Source organism: Ruegeria sp. D3 (assembly GCF_056534465.1).
This window is the reverse complement of sequence record NZ_JBQFPK010000015.1, coordinates 24,305-41,948: the sequence shown is the minus strand read 5'-3', so window position 1 is coordinate 41,948 and position 17,644 is coordinate 24,305. Positions and strand designations below refer to the sequence as shown.

Genomic DNA, 17,644 nt, shown 5'->3' with positions numbered 1-17,644 from the left:
ATGACGCTTTTCGATGACATGACGCGCGACGCGGTTTATCGTTGCGCTTAGGCGCCAGCAGAGCGCACAGGGCAGAGTAACGGGCGGCATGTCAAACAAGGATACCATGGCAAACCGGTGGACGCGGTTTCAAAACCGCCTCTACGCGCGGCTCAGTCAGCGGCGCAAACCCGTCAGTGGTTTTGTGGGTGAGCCCGAACCCCGGACGATTGGCGCGTTTGCCCGGGGTCGACAGCTGGTCGCCGGAAACCTTCTGTTTGCAGGTTTTCTGGTCGAGGCGCAGGATACCGAGCTATGGGATGTCACGGCCCCAAGTACCGGTTTCGACAATGAACGGCACGGGTTTGCATGGCTCGATGATCTGGCGGCCGTTGGCGACATGCGTGCGCGCGAGAAGGCGCAGCGCTGGGTCTGGGGTTGGATTGCGGCGCATGGGCGCGGTCACGGTCCCGGCTGGGCGCCTGATCTGACCGGGCGTCGTGTGATGCGCTGGGTCAACCACTCTGCCTTGCTGTTACGTGGTACGGATGAAAAACAGCGCCAGCAGTTTTTTCGAGCTTTGTCGCAGCAGACTTGGTTTCTGTCCAAGCGCTGGAAAGCCGCCACGCCGGGATTGCCGCGGTTCGAAGCTTTGGCGGGTTTGGTTCAGGCCGGTCTGGCGCTGGAGGGTCTTGAACATATGGCAGACCCGGCCCTGCGCGCTTTGGCGCGGGAATGTGACAGTCAGATTGACCCCAAGGGTGGTTTACTGACCCGCAATCCAGAAGAATTGCTTGAGGTTTTCACGTTGCTGGCCTGGACATCCGCAGCACTCAGCGAGCTAGGCAGGGGGACGCCCGGCGCACAGGCGGGTGCGATCAAGCGGATGGCCCCCACACTGCGCTGTCTGCGGCACTCGGACGGGGGGCTGGCGCGGTTTCACGGGGGCGGGCGCGGGCTGGAAGGACGTCTGGATCAGGCACTGGCGCAAAGTGGCGTGCGGCCACATCACGCCACTGGCCTGTCGATGGGCTACGCGCGCCTTTATGCAGCGCGAACCAGTGTAATCGTGGATGCCAGCGCGCCGCCCAAGGGGCCAGCGTCGTATAACGCGCATGCCTCAACCTTGGCTTTCGAACTGACCTCGGGCCGACGCCCCCTGATCGTGAATTGCGGATCAGGGGAAACCTTCGGCGCGGAATGGCGCCGGGCGGGACGGGCAACCCCGTCGCACTCAACCTTGTGCCTTGATGGCTATTCCAGCGCCCGCCTGACCAGCCCTGACCACCGAGGAGCCGAAGCCCTGGTCGATGCACCGGCTGATGTTCCGAACGAATTCGAAGAATCCTTTGAAGGTGCGAAGTTCATGGCCGGGCATGATGGCTATTCGAAAGTGTTCGGCCTGACCCACGCCCGTACGTTCGAACTGCGCTTTGACGGGCGCGAACTGGTTTGCGAGGATATTCTGCTGACGTCGGATGACCGTGCAAAACGGCAATTCGACAAGGCGATGAACGCCTCGAGCCTGCAGGGCATCGGATTCGATATCAGATTCCACCTGCATCCCGACGTTGATGCGGCGCTGGATTTGGGCGGCGCGGCGGTGTCGATGGCGCTCAAAAGCGGTGAGATCTGGGTGTTTCGCCATGACGGGGTGGCAAAACTGACCGTCGAACCAAGCGTTTATCTTGAAAAAGGGCGTCTAAAGCCGCGCGCGACAAAACAGATCGTTCTATCTGGCCGCGCAATGGAGTATGCGACGCGCATTCGGTGGACGTTGAGCAAGGCACAGGATACAGCCTATGCCGTGCGCGATGTGCACCGGGACGAGCCCGATTTCGACTGACGCCAAAAGGACCTTTGGACCCATGACCGACCTTCACCCCGTGCGCCGCGCGCTGCTTTCCGTATCCGATAAGACCGGATTGATCGATCTGGGCAAGGCGCTGGCCGAGCGCGGGGTTGAGTTGTTGTCAACTGGCGGCACCGCAAAGGCCCTGCGCGAGGCGGGGCTGGACGTGAAAGACGTCAGCGAGATCACCGGTTTTCCCGAAATGATGGACGGCCGGGTCAAGACCCTGCACCCGATGGTGCATGGCGGGCTGCTGGCGCTGCGTGACAACGACACCCATGTGGCCGCGATGACCGAGCACGGGATTGGCGCGATCGACCTGCTGGTGGTGAACCTCTACCCGTTCGAGGCGACCGTGGCGAAGGGGGCTGGATATGACGAATGTGTCGAGAATGTCGACATTGGCGGCCCTGCGATGATCCGCGCGGCAGCAAAGAACCATGCCTTTGTGAACGTGGTCGTTGATGTCGAGGATTACGACAAACTGCTGGGCGATATGGATCAGCACAACGGCGCGACCTGCCCGAAATTCCGCCGCAAGCTGGCGCAAAAAGCCTATGCCCGCACCGCCGCCTATGACACCGCCGTGTCCAACTGGCTGGCCGACGCGCTGGAGCTTGAGGCCCCCAAACGCCGCGCCTTTGCAGGTGAGCTGAAACAGACCCTGCGCTATGGCGAGAACAGCCACCAACAGGCGGCTTTCTACACTGACGGCACCAACCGGCCTGGCGTGGCGACGGCGGTGCAGCATCAGGGCAAGGAACTGAGCTACAACAACATCAACGACACCGACGCAGCCTTTGAGTTGGTCGCCGAGTTCGACCCGGCGCAGGGTGCCGCCTGTGCCATCATCAAACACGCCAACCCATGCGGTGTGGCAACGGGCGCCACGCTGATCGACGCCTATAAGGCGGCGTTCGACTGCGACCGCACCTCGGCCTTTGGTGGGATCGTGGCGCTGAACCAGCCGTTGGATGCGGAAACCGCGCAGGAGATCACCGGCATCTTCACCGAGGTTGTGATTGCTCCGGGCGCGTCGGATGAGGCCAAAGCGATTTTCGCCGCCAAGAAGAACCTGCGCTTGCTGACGACTGAAGAGCTGCCGGATGTGACCGCAGGCGGCAAGACCGTCCGTCAGGTGGCTGGTGGCCTGCTTGTGCAGGACAAGGACAATGGCTTTGTCGGTATGGATGACTTGAAAGTGGTCACCAAGAAAGCGCCAACTGATGAACAAATGCGCGATCTGCTGTTTGCTTGGAAAGTGGCGAAACACGTCAAGTCCAACGCCATCGTCTACGTCAAGGACGGCGCGACAGTGGGTGTGGGTGCTGGCCAGATGAGCCGCGTGGACTCGGCGCTGATTGCGGCCAAGAAAGCCGAGCGTATGGCCGATGTGCTGGGGCTGCCGCAACCGCTGACCATCGGCTCGGCTGTGGCGTCGGATGCGTTCTTCCCCTTCCCCGACGGTTTGATGGAGGCCGCTGAGGCCGGTGCCACCTGTGTGATCCAGCCGGGTGGTTCGATGCGTGATGACGAAGTGATCGCAGCGGCGGACGAGGCCGGTCTGGCCATGGTTTTCACCGGTATGCGGCATTTCCGTCACTGATGCGCTATCGCTTGCTCCTTTTGGCTGCGCTTGCGGCGTTCGCGATCGACCAGATCAGCAAATATCTGGTCGTCTACGTCATGCGCGTTGCCGAGGGCGATATCGACGTTTTGCCGCCCTTGCTTGTGTTCAAATACGGCGAGAATCGGGGCATCAATTTCGGCCTGTTTCAGGGCAATAGCGACGCGGCGCGCTGGGTGCTGATCGGCGTGTCCGTTGCGATCTCGGTTGCTGTGTTGATCTGGCTGATGCGCTCTGCGCCATCAAAGCTGATGCTGTTGTGCGGCGGTTTGCTGATCGGCGGAGCGTTTGGCAATGTTGTTGACCGTGTGCTCTATGGTTTTGTTCTCGATTTTCTGAACATGTCATGTTGCGGCATCAACAACCCATATGTTTTCAACCTTGCCGACGTGTTCATTTTTGCGGGGGCCATAGGGCTGGTGCTCTTCGACAGCAAAAAGCCCTCGTGACGTGCTCGTCGATATGCGTTAAAACGCCCGAAACAGGCTGGAGACTCTGATGCGGTTGCCGCGTTTCATATTTGCTGTGACATTGGCCTTTGCGGTTGCGGGATGTTCCGATATCGGCCTGCGCCACCTTGAAGCGCCGGGGCCAGGGCCGGACGAGTTTTCCGTGCTGCCGGTCAAACCTCTGACGCAGCCTGAAGATTATCAGTTTCTGCCTGCTCCAACCCCGGGCGGTGGTAACCTGACCGACCCAACGCCAACAGCCGATGCGGTTGCGGCGCTTGGCGGCAATCCGGCAGCTCTGAATCCGAATACGGCGATTCCATCGACGGATGCCGCGTTGGTGACAGCCTCAAGCCGCTACGGCGTCCCGTCCAATACCCGTCAGGTGGTTGATACTGAGGATGCCGAGTTCCGTAGGAAGCAAGGCCGACTGACCCGTTTGCGTTTGTTCAAGATCGACCGCTATGAGCAGGTCTACCGGAAAGAGGCGCTGAACGCGGATCAACAGAACCAGGCGGCCCGTCGTGCAGGTATCGAAACGCCTTCGGCTCCTCCTTTGGATGAATAATCCTTAACTTTTCGTCATCGGCCTTGAACCTGCGCCGCACCACCGTAGTTTGAACCTTAGCAAACTATACGGAGGATGCCCCATGGTTCGGGCCTTGGCATTGTCGGCTGCCCTGATCGCCGCCACCCCGGTCTTCGCTAAGGATGGGCAGGAGGCGGTCACTACCTTCACGCTTGATAACGGCATGGATGTCGTGGTGGTCGAAGATCACCGCGCCCCTGTAGTGCAGCATATGGTCTGGTATCGTGCAGGTTCTGCGGATGAGCCGATCGGTTCGTCCGGGGTGGCGCATTTTCTGGAACATCTGCTCTTCAAAGGCACGGACACGCTTGCACCGGGTGAGTTCTCGGCCACGGTCGCAGCCAATGGCGGTAATGACAACGCTTTCACCTCCTACGACTATACAGCGTATTTCCAACGCGTCGCCTCTGACCGACTAGAGCTTATGATGCGGATGGAATCCGACAGGATGCGCAATATCCGCCTGAGTGAGGAAGATATTCTTACCGAACGCGACGTGATCCTTGAAGAGCGTAACCAGCGCAAAGAAAACAACCCGCGCGCCCTGTTCAGCGAGCAGATGAGCGCGGCGCAGTACCTCAACCATCGCTATGGTGTGCCGATCATCGGCTGGCGGCATGAGATGGAGACACTGGACATGCAGGATGCGCTGTCCTTCTACCAGACCCATTACGCCCCCAATAACGCCATTCTGGTCGTTACCGGCGACGTCGATCCCGATGACGTAAAAACCTTGGCAGAGAAATACTATGGCGTCATTCCGGCCAACCCGGATCTGCCCGAGCGCATAAGGTCGCAAGAGCCGCCTCAGACCGCAGCGCGGAGGCTGACCTATAAAGATCCGCGCGTCTCGCAACCCTATGTTCAGCGCAGTTATCTGGCGCAAGAGCGCGACGCGGGCGCGCAGGAAAAGGCTGCGGCGTTGTTCCTGCTGGCCGAGCTTTTGGGCGGGGGCAATACGTCATACCTGTCTGAAAAGCTGCAGTTCGACCAGCAAAAGGCCGTCTTCAGCGGTGCGTTTTATCGCGGGACGTCGTTGGATAATACGACCTTTGATCTTGTGGTGGTCCCGGCGCAGGGCGTGTCTTTGCAAGAAGCCGAAGATGCGATGGATCAGGCTGTTGCGGATTTTATTGCCGAAGGTGTGAACGAGGAAGACCTGGATCGCATCAAGATGCAGTTGCGGGCATCGCAGACCTATGCGCGTGACAACGTGGACGGAATCGGCAACCGCTATGGCCGTGCTTTGACCACCGGTTTGACAGTCGAAGACGTGCAGGCCTGGCCCGATATTCTTCAGGCCGTTACCGGCGATGAGATCATCGCGGCCGCACGCGAAGTCTTTCAACTCGAAACATCAGTCACCGGGTGGCTGATGCGCGACGATGAGGTGACACAATGAAACGGATCTTTGCCACTCTGATCGCTTTCATTATCGCTTTGCCCGCCTGGGCCGAGATCGAAATTCAGGAAGTCACGTCGCCCGGGGGTATTACCGCCTGGCTGGTCGAGGACCATTCGATTCCCTTCACCGCGATCGAGTTGCGGTTTCGCGGCGGCACCTCGCTAGATGATCCGGACAAACGCGGTGCAGTATACCTAATGGCGGGCCTGATCGAAGAAGGCGCGGGAGATATGGACTCGCGCACCTATGCCCGCGAGTTGGAGTCTCTGGCCGCCTCTTTCCGGTATAACGCAACTGACGATCAGGTATCGGTGTCGGCGCAGTTTCTGACCGAAAATCGCGACGAGGTGGTCGATCTGCTGCGCGTTACTTTGCATGAGCCGCGCTTTGATCAGGACGCTGTGGACCGCGTGCGGGCGCAGGTTCTGTCTGGGCTGCGCTCGGATCAAACCGATCCCAATGACATTGCCGGTCGCAACTTTGCCCTTATGGCCTATGGTGATCATCCCTATGGGTCCGAGGGCAAAGGGACCATCGACAGCGTCACCACCCTGACGCGGGACGATATTGTCACTGCCTACGAAAATGTGTTCGCCAAGGACCGCATGTATGTTGGCGCAGTTGGCGACATCACGGCCGAGGAACTGGGCGTGCTGCTGGATAAGCTGTTGGCCGACCTGCCCGCAAGCGGCAAACCAATACCGGGCCGTGCTCAGGTGACTATTCCCGGTGGTGTAAGCGTGGTAGAATTCGACACTCCGCAATCGGTGGCATTGTTTGGCCATGAGGGGATCGACCGTGATGATCCCGACTTCTTTGCGGCCTTTGTTCTGAACCACATCTTGGGCGGGGGTGGTTTTGAAAGCCGCCTGATGCATGAGGTGCGTGAAAAACGGGGCCTTACCTATGGTGTCAGCACCTATCTGGTGCCCAAGGATCTGGCCTCGGTTTATCTGGGATCCGTGTCTTCGGCCAATGATCGTATTGCCGAGGCCGTCAAAGTCATTCGTGACGAATGGGCCCGCGCGGCAGACGAAGGTGTGACACAGACGGAATTGGATGATGCAAAGACCTATCTGACCGGTGCCTACCCGTTGCGCTTTGACGGAAACAGCCAAATCGCGTCGATCATGGTTGGGATGCAGATGGAAGACCTGCCGATCGACTATATCGCGACACGCAACGATCAGGTGAACGCCGTTACGTTGGAGGATGTGAACCGCGTTGCATCCGAGCTGTTGGATCCAGAAGGGTTGCATTTCACCATTGTCGGCAAACCCGAAGATCTGGACGGTTGATCCGGTTAGGCAGCGGCGGGTCGTTTCTGGGCCAGTAACGTATGCTTGTTGCTGCTTAGCAGCTTTTGCCGCGCATGTCTGAAATGCGCGGCCTTTAGCGCATCATCAATATGTCTGTTTCGTTTGAGCAAGCGCGTCAGCTTGATGTTGTCGAAAACCAGGCACCTGGTCGGTTCAGTTGCGATGACGGTGGCCGTTGCGGGAAGGCCAAGGCCGAAGGTCAGCTCTCCGAGTATTTCATCCGATCCGCAGCAGTTGATCACCTGACCGTCTTTCAGGATCGTGGTTCGACCGGTCAATACAAATCCCAGAAAATCGGTGGTCTTGCCTTCTTCGATCAGGATATCGCCTGTTGGGAACTCTTTCACGGTGGCCGTATTCAGCAATCTGCGGGCCTGATGGGGTTTTAACGATTCCAGATGTAATGCGATGAATTGGCGCTCGTCCTCCGAGAACCGCACCAAGTGCCGGGACAAGTAGCCTCGCAATAGACCAAGGACCGAGATCAGAATATATGCCATCTGGATGATCGAACCCGCCAGATTGAATTCTTCAGCCATACTGATCAGGACGCAACTGGCGGCGATAATAGTCAGGACGGGGTAAAGGATACCTGTTCCCCTGATGACACCCATCTGCAGCATGAAGTAGTTCAGAATGTATAGTCCGGCGCCGCAGACGCCGACCAACGTGACAAGCTGTAAAGAGGTTGAGAAATCAATCGGTAAACTCAGCATGAAAAAAGGCCCATTCTGGATTAGAATGGACCTTACGTTGGGTCAGGCAAGCGGCTTTGTCTGTGACCCCATTCACAAAATGTCTGCACATGAGCGGGCTTTCGCCTGCGTTCTGTATCGCTTTACTCGCCGTAGGGCACCCAGATGTTCTTGACCTCGGTCGCGGCCTGCAAAAAACGGCGTGTGTGGTCGATGCTCCAGTCGGTTGTCGCGCCGTTATTGACCCATGTACGTTTCAGGTTCCCTGCAGATACAACCTCAATCTCTTTGGACAGGTCAGTGGACGAGAACGTCCAGACCGCATCCACGTTCATGTGTGAGGCAAGTGGTTTCGCCAGCTCCGCGTGACTGCCGGTCAGGATGTTGACCACCCCTGCGGGTACATCCGAGGTTTCAAGGATCTGATAGAAATCCGTCGCCGCCAACGGATAGGGCTCGGATGCGGCCAGCACCACCCGGTTGCCCATCGCAATTGCGGGGGCCATGGTCGAGATCAGGCCCAGCAGCGGGGCTTCATCCGCGCAGAGCGCGCCGATCACACCGACGGGTTCCTTCATCGCAAGGGCAACGCCCCGGATCGGGACGCCATGCACCTGACCGTCATACTTGTCGGCCCATGCAGCGGCGGTGAACAGGCGCTGAATCGAGGTTTCAACCTCGGCCGCGCCGGTTTGGCCGCCGGTCATGGCGTCGATCCGGGCGGCGAATTCATCCGCGCGGGCCGAGAGGTTTTCGCCGATGTAGTACAGGATCTGCGCCCGCAGATGGCCGGTGGTCTTGGACCAGCCTTTCGCGCCTGCCGCGGCCTCAACCGCGTTGCGCACGTCTTTGCGGTTGGCCAGCCCTACATGTCCCAGCAGGCCGGATTTGCCCCAGACGGGTTTCGAATAACCGCCATCGGGCCGTGCCTGTTTGCCGCCCACATACATCTTGGCGGTGCGATCAATAGGATCAACCGGCGCGCCTTGGCCCATTGCAGCCTCGACCTTTGCCAGCGGCTTGGTCTTGCCTTTGGGCTTGGTATAGGCGGCCAGCCCTTCCCAGCCGCCTTCACGGCCAAAGCCGCTTTCGCGTACTCCGCCGAACCCGGCAGCGGCGTCAAACAGGTTGGTGGCATTCACCCAGACCACGCCCGCAACCAGCTTGGGCGCGATATCGAGCGCTAGGTTTACGTTCTCGGTCCACACGGTCGCGGCCAGCCCATAGCGGGTGTTGTTGGCCAGTTCGACCGCCTCAGTAGGCGTGCGGAAGGTCGAGGAGACCAGAACCGGGCCGAAGATCTCTTCTTGCATCAGCGGATCGGATGTCTCCAGACCCGAGATCAGCGTGGGCGGATAATAGCAGCCGTTCTCGGGCAGCGCGCAGGCCGCCTGATAAACCTCGCCTGCGGTGTTGCTGTCGACCATGCCTTTGATCGTCTGCAACTGGATCGGGTCCACAACCGCGCCCACGTCGATGCACTTGTCCAGAGGATCGCCGATGCGCAAGCCGTCCATCCGCGCGCGCAGCTTGGCGTGGAATCGGTCGGCAATGCCTTCCTGCACCAACAGGCGCGAGCCCGCACAGCAGACCTGACCCTGATTGAACCAGATCGCATCGACCAGCCCTTCAATGGCGCTGTCGATATCGGCATCGTCGAACACGATATAGGCGGATTTACCGCCCAGCTCCAACGTCAGTTCCTTGCGGGATCCAGCAGTCGCCTCGCGGATGCGTCGCCCAACGGTGGTTGAGCCGGTGAAGGCAACCTTGTCCACGTCGGCGTTGACGATCATCTCACCCACCGCGCCGTCGCCGGTGACGATATTGACCACGCCCTTCGGCAGTCCGGCCTGCGTGCAGATGTCAGCAAACAGCAATGCGGTCAGCGAGGTATACTCGGCCGGCTTCAGAACCACCGTGTTCCCCATCGCCAGCGCGGGCGCGATTTTCCATGCTAGCATCAGCAACGGGAAGTTCCACGGGATGATCTGCCCGCAAACGCCCAGAGCCTGGGCATCGGGCAATTCGCTTTCCATCAGCTGCGCCATGCCAGCGTGGTAATAGAAGTGCCGCTGGGCCAGAGGGATGTCGATGTCACGCGATTCACGGATCGGTTTGCCGTTGTCCAGGCTTTCCAGCACCGCAAACAAACGCGAATGCTTCTGCAGCAGGCGCGCAATGGCATAGAGATACCGCGCACGTCCCGCGCCGCCCAGTTTCTCCCACTTCGGCTGTGCTTTCCCGGCGGCGGCCACCGCGGCGTCCACATCGGCTTGTTTGGCTTGGGTCAGCTTGGCCAACACCTCTCCGGTCGCCGGGTTGCGGCTGTCAAAGCCTTTACCGGGTTTGGTGAAGGCCCCGTCGATATAGTGGCCGAATTTGTCACCCTGATCGACCAGCCAAGCCAGCGCCTCGGCTGCGCTTTCGGGGGCTGGGCCGTAATCCATGGTTTCGAAAATCTCTTTGACTGTCATTGTTCTTGTCCTCAGCCCATGGAGTGACGGTAGCCAGCCGAGTACGCCCCGGTGACATAATGTTCCAACTGCCGCTCGATATCGCCCAGCAGTGACGAGGCGCCGAACCGGAACAGGTCCGGCTTCAGCCAGCGATCGCCCAACTCGTCCTTGATCAGCGACAGATAGACCAGCGCATCCTTGGCCTTGGAAATCCCGCCCGCAGGTTTGTAGCCGACGCGGTATCCTGAGCGGTCATAGTAATCGCGGATCGCACGGATCATCACCAGAGACACGGGCAGGGTGGCGTTGACGCTTTCCTTGCCGGTCGAGGTCTTGATGAAATCCGCCCCCGCCATCATGCACACGACCGAGGCGCGGGCGACATTGCGCAGGCTGCCCAGCTCTCCGGTCGCCAGAATGGCTTTGACATGGGCATCGCCACAGGCGGCGCGGAAGGCCTTCATCTCGTCATACAAAGCCTGCCAGTCGCCCGACAGCACGTGGCGGCGCGAGATCACGATGTCGATTTCCTCGGCCCCGGCCTTCACGCTTTCTTCGATCTCGGCCACGCGCAGATGGAACGGCGACAGGCCCGCCGGGAACCCGGTCGAGACAGCAGCCACTGGAATGCCAGTGCCTTTCAACGCCACAACAGCGGGTTCGATCATGTCGTGATAAACACAGACCGCGCCAGTCGTGATCGGTGGCATATCCATTGCCTGCAGCAGTGCGGGCGCAACGGGCTGGCGCGCCTTGGCGCACAAGCGGCGCACGCGGCCCACCGTGTCATCGCCCGACAACGTGGTCAGGTCGATCATCGTGATCGCCTTCAGCAGCCAAGCGGCCTGATAGTCTTTCTTTACCGAACGACGACCGGGCAGGGTTGCGGCACGGCGTTCAATGGCCGAGGTGTTGGCCTGCACGGCGCGCACCCAGTCCAGATCCAGATCCATGCCCGGATTGCGGGGTTCGGTCACTTGCGGCAGATGCGCGGTGCGCACGGCGCTTTCAGGGCTCTGCGTTTCCATTCTCACATCCTTTGGGAGGTTTGCGCCAAAATCGCACGGGTTGCGCCCAAATGAAAGGCAAACCGGCAATTCAAAGACAACTTTTTGTCCATTTGGTCAAAAATAAATGCTTTGTTGCGAATAATTCGCAATAGCATTGACTAAGTTGCGAATGGTTCTCATATTAATGGTCGTGGGGATATCAGATCGGGGTCTGACATGATTCGTCGTAACTTTCTTGCTGCGTTGGCTTTGACTGTCGCTTTGCCAATTTCGGCCCATGCCGAAACGCCACTGAAAGTGGTTGCGACAACCGGTATGATTGCCGACGCCGTGCGCCAGGTCGGTGGCGATCAGGTCGAGGTCAAGGGCCTGATGGGCCCCGGCGTCGATCCGCACGCCTATCGCCAGACCCGCAGCGACATCGTCGCCATGACCCGCGCGGACCTGACCCTGTGGCACGGCTTGTATCTTGAGGCGCAGATGGAGGATTTCTTCCACGACCTATCCCGCAAGCGCAACGTGGTGGCCGTGGCCAAAGGGATCGACACGTCCAAGCTGCGCGCCCATGATGATTACGCCGACAAATACGACCCGCATGTGTGGATGAGCCCGGCCCTGTGGCGCGACGTGGTGGTTCAGGTGCAAAATGCGCTGACCGACACCCGCCCCGAAGCAGCCGAGATTTTCGCGGCCAATGCGCAGGCGCATCTGGCCGAGATCACCCGGTTGGAAGCCTATGGGAAACAGATGCTGGCCGCCGTCCCAAAGGACAATCGCATTCTGGTGACGGCCCACGACGCATTTGGCTATTTCGGTGCGGAATACGGCTATGAGGTGTTGGGCATTCAGGGCATCTCGACCCAGTCCGAGGCCGGTCTGAACCGGATCGGCGAACTGGTCGATACGCTGGTTGATCAGCAATTGACAGCGGTGTTCGTGGAAAGCTCGGTCTCGGATCGGTCCATGCGCGCGCTGATCGAGGGTGCCGCGGCCAAGGGGCATCAGGTGGATGTGGGCGGAGAGCTGTATTCCGACGCCATGGGCGAGCCGGGCACCTATGAAGGCACCTATATCGGAATGCTGGATCACAATATCACTGTCATTGCCAGCGCGCTGGGTGCGGATGCACCGGCACTGGGCATGAATGGCAAATTGTCGGCGGGGTTCTGAGATGACACTTGAACTGGCCGCAAATCTCGGAGTTTCGGTTCAGGAAAATGGGCTGGGCGGTAGCCCTCTGGCCGTTCGCGGGCTGACCGTGTCTTACGGTCAGAAACCGGCGGTATTCTCGGTGGACATGACGGTGCAGCCCGGTGCGATGACGGCCATTATCGGGCCGAACGGCGCTGGCAAGTCGACTATGCTGAAGGCTGCGTTGGGGATTGTGCCCGCGCTGTCGGGCCAGGTGACGGTTTACGGCGACGCGCTTGAGAAACAGCGCGCTCGCATCGCCTATGTCCCGCAGCGCGCCAGCGTGGATTGGGATTTCCCGACCCGCGTGATCGACGTGGTGCTGATGGGCCTCTCACGCGAATTGGGTCTGTTGGGCCGCATTCGAGGACGCCATCGCGCGCAGGCTATGGATTGCCTGAACCGTGTTGGTATGCGTGATTTCGCGGATCGTCAGATCGGTCAGCTTTCGGGCGGTCAGCAACAACGTGTCTTTCTAGCCCGCGCTTTGGCGCAGGGGGCTGATCTGTATCTGCTGGACGAACCCTTTGCCGGGGTTGATGCAGCCACCGAAAAGGCCATCATCGCAGTGCTGAAAGCGCTGAAAGAGGCCGGGAAGACCGTGGTTGTCGTGCATCACGATCTGGCCACCGTCACCGACTATTTCGACCATGTCTTCCTGATCAACACCAGCAAAGTGGCCGAGGGCCCGGTGGATCAGGCCTTCACCGCCGAGACCCTGCAAGCCGCCTATGGAGGCCGTCTGGCGACTTCCCAGATCGACCAGATCTCGCGCGCGTTGGGGTAATCCATGCTTTGGGACGCCTTGACCCTTCAGCTGGGCTATAACGCCTCGCTGGTCGCCATCGGGGCTGCGCTGCTGGGCGTGTCGGCGGGGGTGACAGGGACGTTCCTGTTTCTGCGCAAACGCGCGCTGGTCAGCGACGCGATCAGCCATGCAACGCTGCCCGGTGTGTGTCTGGCCTTCATGGTGCTGGTCGCCTTTGGCGGCGATGGACGCAACCTGTTGGGCCTGCTGGCCGGATCGGCCCTGTCGGCTTGGGTCGGGTTGCTGTGCATGAACTGGCTGACCCGCCACACGCGACTGGCCGAGGATGCCGCGATTGGTGCGGTTTTGTCGGTATTCTTTGGTTTTGGCATAGTGCTGCTGACCGTCATCCAGACCATGGGCGTGGGTCGTCAGGCGGGGCTTGAAGGGTTCCTGCTGGGCTCGACCGCCGGGATGCTGTGGGCCGATGCACTGGTTATCGCGCTGGGCGGGGCGGCCACGCTGGTGCTGGTAATGATCCTGCGCCGGCCCATGACCATGGTGGCCTTTGACCCCGAATATGCCGCCGCCCGGGGGCTGCCGGTGCATCGCATCGACCTTGCGATGATGGGGCTGGTGATGGCCGTCACGGTGGTGGGGCTGAAAATCGTCGGCCTGATCCTGATCGTGGCGCTGCTGATCATTCCCGCTGTCACGGCGCGGTTCTGGACCGAACGGTCCGACCGCGTGGTGCTGCTTGCCGGGATTGCCGGAGGGGTATCGGGCTATGTGGGCGCGGCGCTGTCGGCCTCGGCCCCTAACCTGCCGACGGGTCCGATCATCGTGCTGGTAAGCTTTGCCCTGTTTGCCCTGTCGCTGCTGCTGGCCCCGGTGCGCGGCGTTCTGGCCGCCGTGCTGCGCCATTTGCGGTTTCAGCGCCGGGTGCATATCCGTCAGGGCCTGCTGGCGCTGGCGCAGGGGCAGAAGATTTACGAGCCTCTGACCCTGCGTCTGTTGAAGCGCGCCGGTCTGGCCCGCGCCGATGGTGTCGCGACCGAGGCTGGGAAGGCCCGCGCCGCCAAGGCCCTGCGGGATGAAAAACGTTGGGAAATTGTCCGCGCGGATCAGGCGCATGAGGCAACAGCGGCGCTGTACGACGGGTTGCGTGATATCGAGACTGTCCTGACCCGAGACCAGATCGCTGAAATCGACCGTCAGATCGGCGGCCCACAGGGGGTGATGGCATGAGCGGTGAAGAGTTTGTCCCCCTGTCCCTTACGCCCTTGCTGATTGGCACATTCGCGGCGATTGCCTGCGCGTTGCCGGGTAATTTTCTGGTGCTGCGTAAACAGGCGTTGATCGGCGATGCGATCAGCCATGTGGTGCTACCGGGGATTGTCGTGGCCTTTATCCTGACCGGAGCAATATCCACATGGCCCATGATGCTGGGTGCGGCGGGGGCCGCAGTGGTCGCCGTGGTAATGATCGAAGCGATCCGGAGACTGGGCCAGATCGAACCCGGTGCCGCGATGGGTGTGGTCTTTACCACCATGTTCGCCGCCGGGGTGCTGTTGCTGGAACAGACCGATACTTCGACCGTGCATCTGGACGTGGAACATGCGCTCTATGGCAATCTGGAAAGCCTGATCTGGCTGGATGCGGTGGGGTGGTCCTCGTTGCTGGATCTGACGGCTTTGGCGGGGCTGCCGCCCGAACTGCCGCGCATTGCTGCGACCTTGCTGGGCGTGACGCTGTTCATCTGGTTGTTCTGGCGACCGTTGAAGATTTCCACCTTCGACGAAGGGTTCGCCCGCACCATCGGTATCCGCACAGGGGCGCTGGGCCTGGCGCTGGTGATCGTGGCCGCCATCGCAGCGGTGGCGGCGTTTGACGCGGTGGGGTCGATCATCGTGATCGCCATGTTCATCTGCCCCCCCGCCGCCGCGCGGATGATGACCAACCGGTTAGAGAGTCAGATCGCTTGGTCCGTTGCCTTTGCAGTGGTTTCGGCCGTTGCGGGCTATGTTCTGGCAGGCTACGGGCCGCTTTGGTTGGGTATGGCTGATGCAGTCAGTGCGGCCGGTATGATTGCTGCAGTCGCTGGTTTGATCCTGGCCGCAGCTGCGATATGGGGGCCGTGCCGGACCCGCGCCGGAGCGCCGGGGCAACAGCCCGGTATCGGCTGAACTCCGCCCAGATTTACGCGGTGGTCACAGTTAGCAAGCCTCAATGTGGGTTTCGTGTTACGGAATGTTCACATAAGGCGAACGACCACCACTCACTTGGGACCGTTCGGGCAATCGTTGCCTCTGTGTTGCCACGACGGCTGACACGACGATTGTCCGAACGCCCCCCTCATTCCTTAAACAGTTCAGCGTAAATCAGTGGTAGAATCGCGCACGCATGTGCTAGGTCTAGGGGTATGGCGCAGGCAAACCCCAATATCAGCGATACCCGTCCCGTAATACGACAGTTGGACGATGCTGCGATCAACCGTATCGCGGCAGGCGAAGTGGTCGAACGTCCGGCCTCGGCAGTCAAAGAGCTGGTGGAAAACGCCATTGATGCAGGGGCCAGCCGGATCGCCATCGACATTGCCGATGGGGGTAAGACGCTGATTCGCGTCACCGATGATGGTTGCGGGATCGCGGCCGATGATCTGCCACTGGCGCTGTCGCGCCATGCGACCTCCAAGATCGACGGGTCAGACCTGCTGAACATTCATACTTTTGGCTTCCGGGGCGAGGCGCTGCCCTCGCTGGGCGCAGTAGGTCGACTGACCATCACCAGTCGCGTGGCCGGGGGTGAGGCGGCGCAGATCAACGTCTCGGGCGGCAGGATGGGGGCGGTCAAACCCGCTGCCCTGCGCGCGGGCACAGTGGTTGAGCTGCGCGATCTGTTCTTTGCCACGCCCGCCCGGCTGAAGTTCATGCGCACCGACCGGGCCGAGGCGCAGGCGATCAGCGACACGGTCAAACGTCTGGCCATGGCCGAACCGGCAATCACTTTTACCTTGCGCGATGTCTCGGGCGGAGGTGAGGGGCGCGTGACCTTCCGCGCCGACCGCGAGAACGGCGATCTGTTCGATGCCCTGCACGCCCGACTGGGCCGCGTGATCGGGCGCGAGTTTGCCGAGAACGCCCTGCAGATCGACGCCACGCGTGAGGGGATCAGGCTGTACGGTTACGCCGCCCTACCGACCTATTCGCGTGGCGCGGCGGTGGCGCAGTACCTGTTCGTCAATGGTCGTCCGGTGCGTGATAAAATGCTGACCGGAGCGCTGCGGGCGGCGTATTTCGATTTCCTCAGCCGGGATCGCCATTCGGCAGCCGCGCTGTTCATCGACTGTGATCCGACGCTGGTCGACGTGAATGTGCATCCGGCAAAATCCGAGGTCCGGTTCCGCGATCCCGGTGTGGCGCGGGGGCTGATCGTGTCTGCCCTGCGGCACGCGCTGGCCGACGCGCGGCATCGGGCCTCTTCGACCGTGGCCAATGCGACTTTGGGCGTGATGCGGCCTGAACCGGCACAGCCTGCGCCCACGCGGGTCTATCAGATGGATCGGCCGTCGCTGGCAGCCCGGCAGGCATCCTATCAGGCGCAGGCACCGGGTTTTGCAGAGCTGTCGCAGGATTACAGCGGCAGCATCGTGGAGCCCGCACCCGTTGTCGCAGAAGAGCCTCCGGCGCAGGATCTGCCGCTGGGCGCAGCGCGCGGGCAGGTGCATGAGAACTACATCATTGCCCAAACCGCCGATGGCATGGTGATCGTCGATCAGCACGCAGCGCATGAGCGGCTGGTCTATGAGAAACTCAAACGCCAGATGGCGGAAAACGGCGTCGCTGCGCAGGCGCTGCTGATCCCCGAGATCGTGGAACTGTCTGACAGCGATTGTGCCCGCCTGGTGGCCGTGGCCGACGACCTGACCCGCCTTGGCCTGACGTTGGAGCCCTTTGGTGGCGGAGCTATTGCCGTACGCGAAACACCAGCCATTCTGGGCGAAGTCGATGCCCGCGGGATGATCCTGGATATCCTTGATGAACTGGCCGATCAGGGCGAAAGCCAGACGGTTCAGGCGCGGATTGAGGCGATCCTCAGCCGGGTGGCCTGTCATGGATCGGTCCGGTCGGGCCGCCGGATGCGGGCCGAGGAAATGAACGCCCTGCTGCGCGAGATGGAGGCGACGCCCCATTCCGGCCAATGCAACCACGGGCGGCCAACTTATGTGGAACTCAAACTGTCCGATATTGAACGGCTGTTTGGGCGCAGTTGATCCCTCCACCTGCGTGCGGTATGAGGAATAAAACAAGAACATCCGAGG

General features: G+C 60.7%; 14 protein-coding genes. 11 read left to right on the top strand and 3 right to left on the bottom strand.

The features are described 5' to 3' along the window. The first annotated feature begins 88 nt into the window (after nt 1-88). From ACR0DX_RS18805 to ACR0DX_RS18780, 6 genes are all read left to right on the top strand, one after another. Nucleotides 89-1,825 carry a heparinase II/III domain-containing protein gene (locus tag ACR0DX_RS18805; protein WP_170353675.1) on the top strand — a complete coding sequence of 579 codons (1,737 nt, stop codon included), beginning with the start codon at nt 89-91 and terminating at the stop codon, nt 1,823-1,825. Between the two features lie 22 nt (nt 1,826-1,847). After that, nucleotides 1,848-3,437, top strand: a complete 1,590-nt coding sequence (purH, locus tag ACR0DX_RS18800) for a bifunctional phosphoribosylaminoimidazolecarboxamide formyltransferase/IMP cyclohydrolase (RefSeq protein ID WP_170353674.1) — start codon at nt 1,848-1,850, stop codon at nt 3,435-3,437. After that, nucleotides 3,437-3,907, top strand: coding sequence for a signal peptidase II (gene lspA / locus ACR0DX_RS18795; protein ID WP_170353673.1), 471 nt, complete (start codon nt 3,437-3,439; stop codon nt 3,905-3,907). The genes purH and lspA overlap by 1 nt, the downstream gene beginning before the upstream one ends. Before the next feature lie 49 nt (nt 3,908-3,956). Continuing rightward, nucleotides 3,957-4,475, top strand: a complete 519-nt coding sequence (locus ACR0DX_RS18790; protein ID WP_480847049.1) for a DUF3035 domain-containing protein — start codon at nt 3,957-3,959, stop codon at nt 4,473-4,475. A gap of 82 nt (nt 4,476-4,557) precedes the next feature. Then, nucleotides 4,558-5,898, top strand: a complete 1,341-nt coding sequence (locus ACR0DX_RS18785; RefSeq protein ID WP_480847047.1) for a M16 family metallopeptidase — start codon at nt 4,558-4,560, stop codon at nt 5,896-5,898. Beyond that, complete coding sequence (locus ACR0DX_RS18780) at nt 5,895-7,199, top strand: M16 family metallopeptidase (protein ID WP_170353670.1); 1,305 nt, start codon at nt 5,895-5,897, stop codon at nt 7,197-7,199. The genes ACR0DX_RS18785 and ACR0DX_RS18780 overlap by 4 nt, the downstream gene beginning before the upstream one ends. Nucleotides 7,200-7,204: 5 nt before the next feature. On the opposite strand, the gene ACR0DX_RS18775 is transcribed toward ACR0DX_RS18780, so the two are convergent. From ACR0DX_RS18775 to deoC, 3 genes are all read right to left on the bottom strand, one after another. Then, nucleotides 7,205-7,936, bottom strand: coding sequence for a cyclic nucleotide-binding domain-containing protein (locus ACR0DX_RS18775; RefSeq protein ID WP_170353669.1), 732 nt, complete (start codon nt 7,934-7,936; stop codon nt 7,205-7,207). A gap of 122 nt (nt 7,937-8,058) precedes the next feature. Continuing rightward, nucleotides 8,059-10,392 carry an aldehyde dehydrogenase family protein gene (locus ACR0DX_RS18770; RefSeq protein WP_480847044.1) on the bottom strand — a complete coding sequence of 778 codons (2,334 nt, stop codon included), beginning with the start codon at nt 10,390-10,392 and terminating at the stop codon, nt 8,059-8,061. 11 nt (nt 10,393-10,403) lie between these two features. Further along, nucleotides 10,404-11,402 carry a deoxyribose-phosphate aldolase gene (gene deoC / locus ACR0DX_RS18765; protein WP_170353667.1) on the bottom strand — a complete coding sequence of 333 codons (999 nt, stop codon included), beginning with the start codon at nt 11,400-11,402 and terminating at the stop codon, nt 10,404-10,406. A 198-nt stretch (nt 11,403-11,600) separates the two neighbouring features. Here deoC and ACR0DX_RS18760 point away from each other — a divergent pair, with 198 nt between their 5' ends. The 5 genes from ACR0DX_RS18760 to mutL all read left to right on the top strand — a co-directional run bounded on the left by ACR0DX_RS18760 (nt 11,601) and on the right by mutL (nt 17,596). Then, on the top strand, nt 11,601-12,554 hold the full coding sequence (locus tag ACR0DX_RS18760) for a metal ABC transporter solute-binding protein, Zn/Mn family (RefSeq protein WP_170353666.1): 954 nt from the start codon (nt 11,601-11,603) through the stop codon (nt 12,552-12,554). Nucleotide 12,555: 1 nt separating this feature from the next. Further along, complete coding sequence (locus ACR0DX_RS18755; RefSeq protein WP_170353665.1) at nt 12,556-13,362, top strand: metal ABC transporter ATP-binding protein; 807 nt, start codon at nt 12,556-12,558, stop codon at nt 13,360-13,362. Nucleotides 13,363-13,365: 3 nt separating this feature from the next. Beyond that, nucleotides 13,366-14,571 carry a metal ABC transporter permease gene (locus ACR0DX_RS18750; RefSeq protein ID WP_170353664.1) on the top strand — a complete coding sequence of 402 codons (1,206 nt, stop codon included), beginning with the start codon at nt 13,366-13,368 and terminating at the stop codon, nt 14,569-14,571. Then, nucleotides 14,568-15,509 carry a metal ABC transporter permease gene (locus ACR0DX_RS18745; protein WP_170353663.1) on the top strand — a complete coding sequence of 314 codons (942 nt, stop codon included), beginning with the start codon at nt 14,568-14,570 and terminating at the stop codon, nt 15,507-15,509. Before ACR0DX_RS18750 ends, ACR0DX_RS18745 begins: the two co-directional genes overlap by 4 nt. 236 nt (nt 15,510-15,745) lie before the next feature. Further along, the gene (mutL, locus tag ACR0DX_RS18740; protein WP_170353662.1) at nt 15,746-17,596 is read left to right on the top strand and encodes a DNA mismatch repair endonuclease MutL; all 1,851 of its coding nucleotides are present in this window, start codon (nt 15,746-15,748) and stop codon (nt 17,594-17,596) included. Nucleotides 17,597-17,644: the final 48 nt, after the last annotated feature.

Excerpts from the sequence above, each read along its gene's own strand:
- ACR0DX_RS18805 (WP_170353675.1), top strand. The coding sequence starts at position 89 with ATGTCAAACAAGGATACCATGGCAAACCGGTGGACGCGGTTTCAAAAC.
- purH (WP_170353674.1), top strand. The coding sequence starts at position 1,848 with ATGACCGACCTTCACCCCGTGCGCCGCGCGCTGCTTTCCGTATCCGAT.
- lspA (WP_170353673.1), top strand. The coding sequence starts at position 3,437 with ATGCGCTATCGCTTGCTCCTTTTGGCTGCGCTTGCGGCGTTCGCGATC.
- ACR0DX_RS18790 (WP_480847049.1), top strand. The coding sequence starts at position 3,957 with ATGCGGTTGCCGCGTTTCATATTTGCTGTGACATTGGCCTTTGCGGTT.
- ACR0DX_RS18785 (WP_480847047.1), top strand. The coding sequence starts at position 4,558 with ATGGTTCGGGCCTTGGCATTGTCGGCTGCCCTGATCGCCGCCACCCCG.
- ACR0DX_RS18780 (WP_170353670.1), top strand. The coding sequence starts at position 5,895 with ATGAAACGGATCTTTGCCACTCTGATCGCTTTCATTATCGCTTTGCCC.
- ACR0DX_RS18775 (WP_170353669.1), bottom strand. The coding sequence starts at position 7,936 with ATGCTGAGTTTACCGATTGATTTCTCAACCTCTTTACAGCTTGTCACG.
- ACR0DX_RS18770 (WP_480847044.1), bottom strand. The coding sequence starts at position 10,392 with ATGACAGTCAAAGAGATTTTCGAAACCATGGATTACGGCCCAGCCCCC.
- deoC (WP_170353667.1), bottom strand. The coding sequence starts at position 11,402 with ATGGAAACGCAGAGCCCTGAAAGCGCCGTGCGCACCGCGCATCTGCCG.
- ACR0DX_RS18760 (WP_170353666.1), top strand. The coding sequence starts at position 11,601 with ATGATTCGTCGTAACTTTCTTGCTGCGTTGGCTTTGACTGTCGCTTTG.
- ACR0DX_RS18755 (WP_170353665.1), top strand. The coding sequence starts at position 12,556 with ATGACACTTGAACTGGCCGCAAATCTCGGAGTTTCGGTTCAGGAAAAT.
- ACR0DX_RS18750 (WP_170353664.1), top strand. The coding sequence starts at position 13,366 with ATGCTTTGGGACGCCTTGACCCTTCAGCTGGGCTATAACGCCTCGCTG.
- ACR0DX_RS18745 (WP_170353663.1), top strand. The coding sequence starts at position 14,568 with ATGAGCGGTGAAGAGTTTGTCCCCCTGTCCCTTACGCCCTTGCTGATT.
- mutL (WP_170353662.1), top strand. The coding sequence starts at position 15,746 with ATGGCGCAGGCAAACCCCAATATCAGCGATACCCGTCCCGTAATACGA.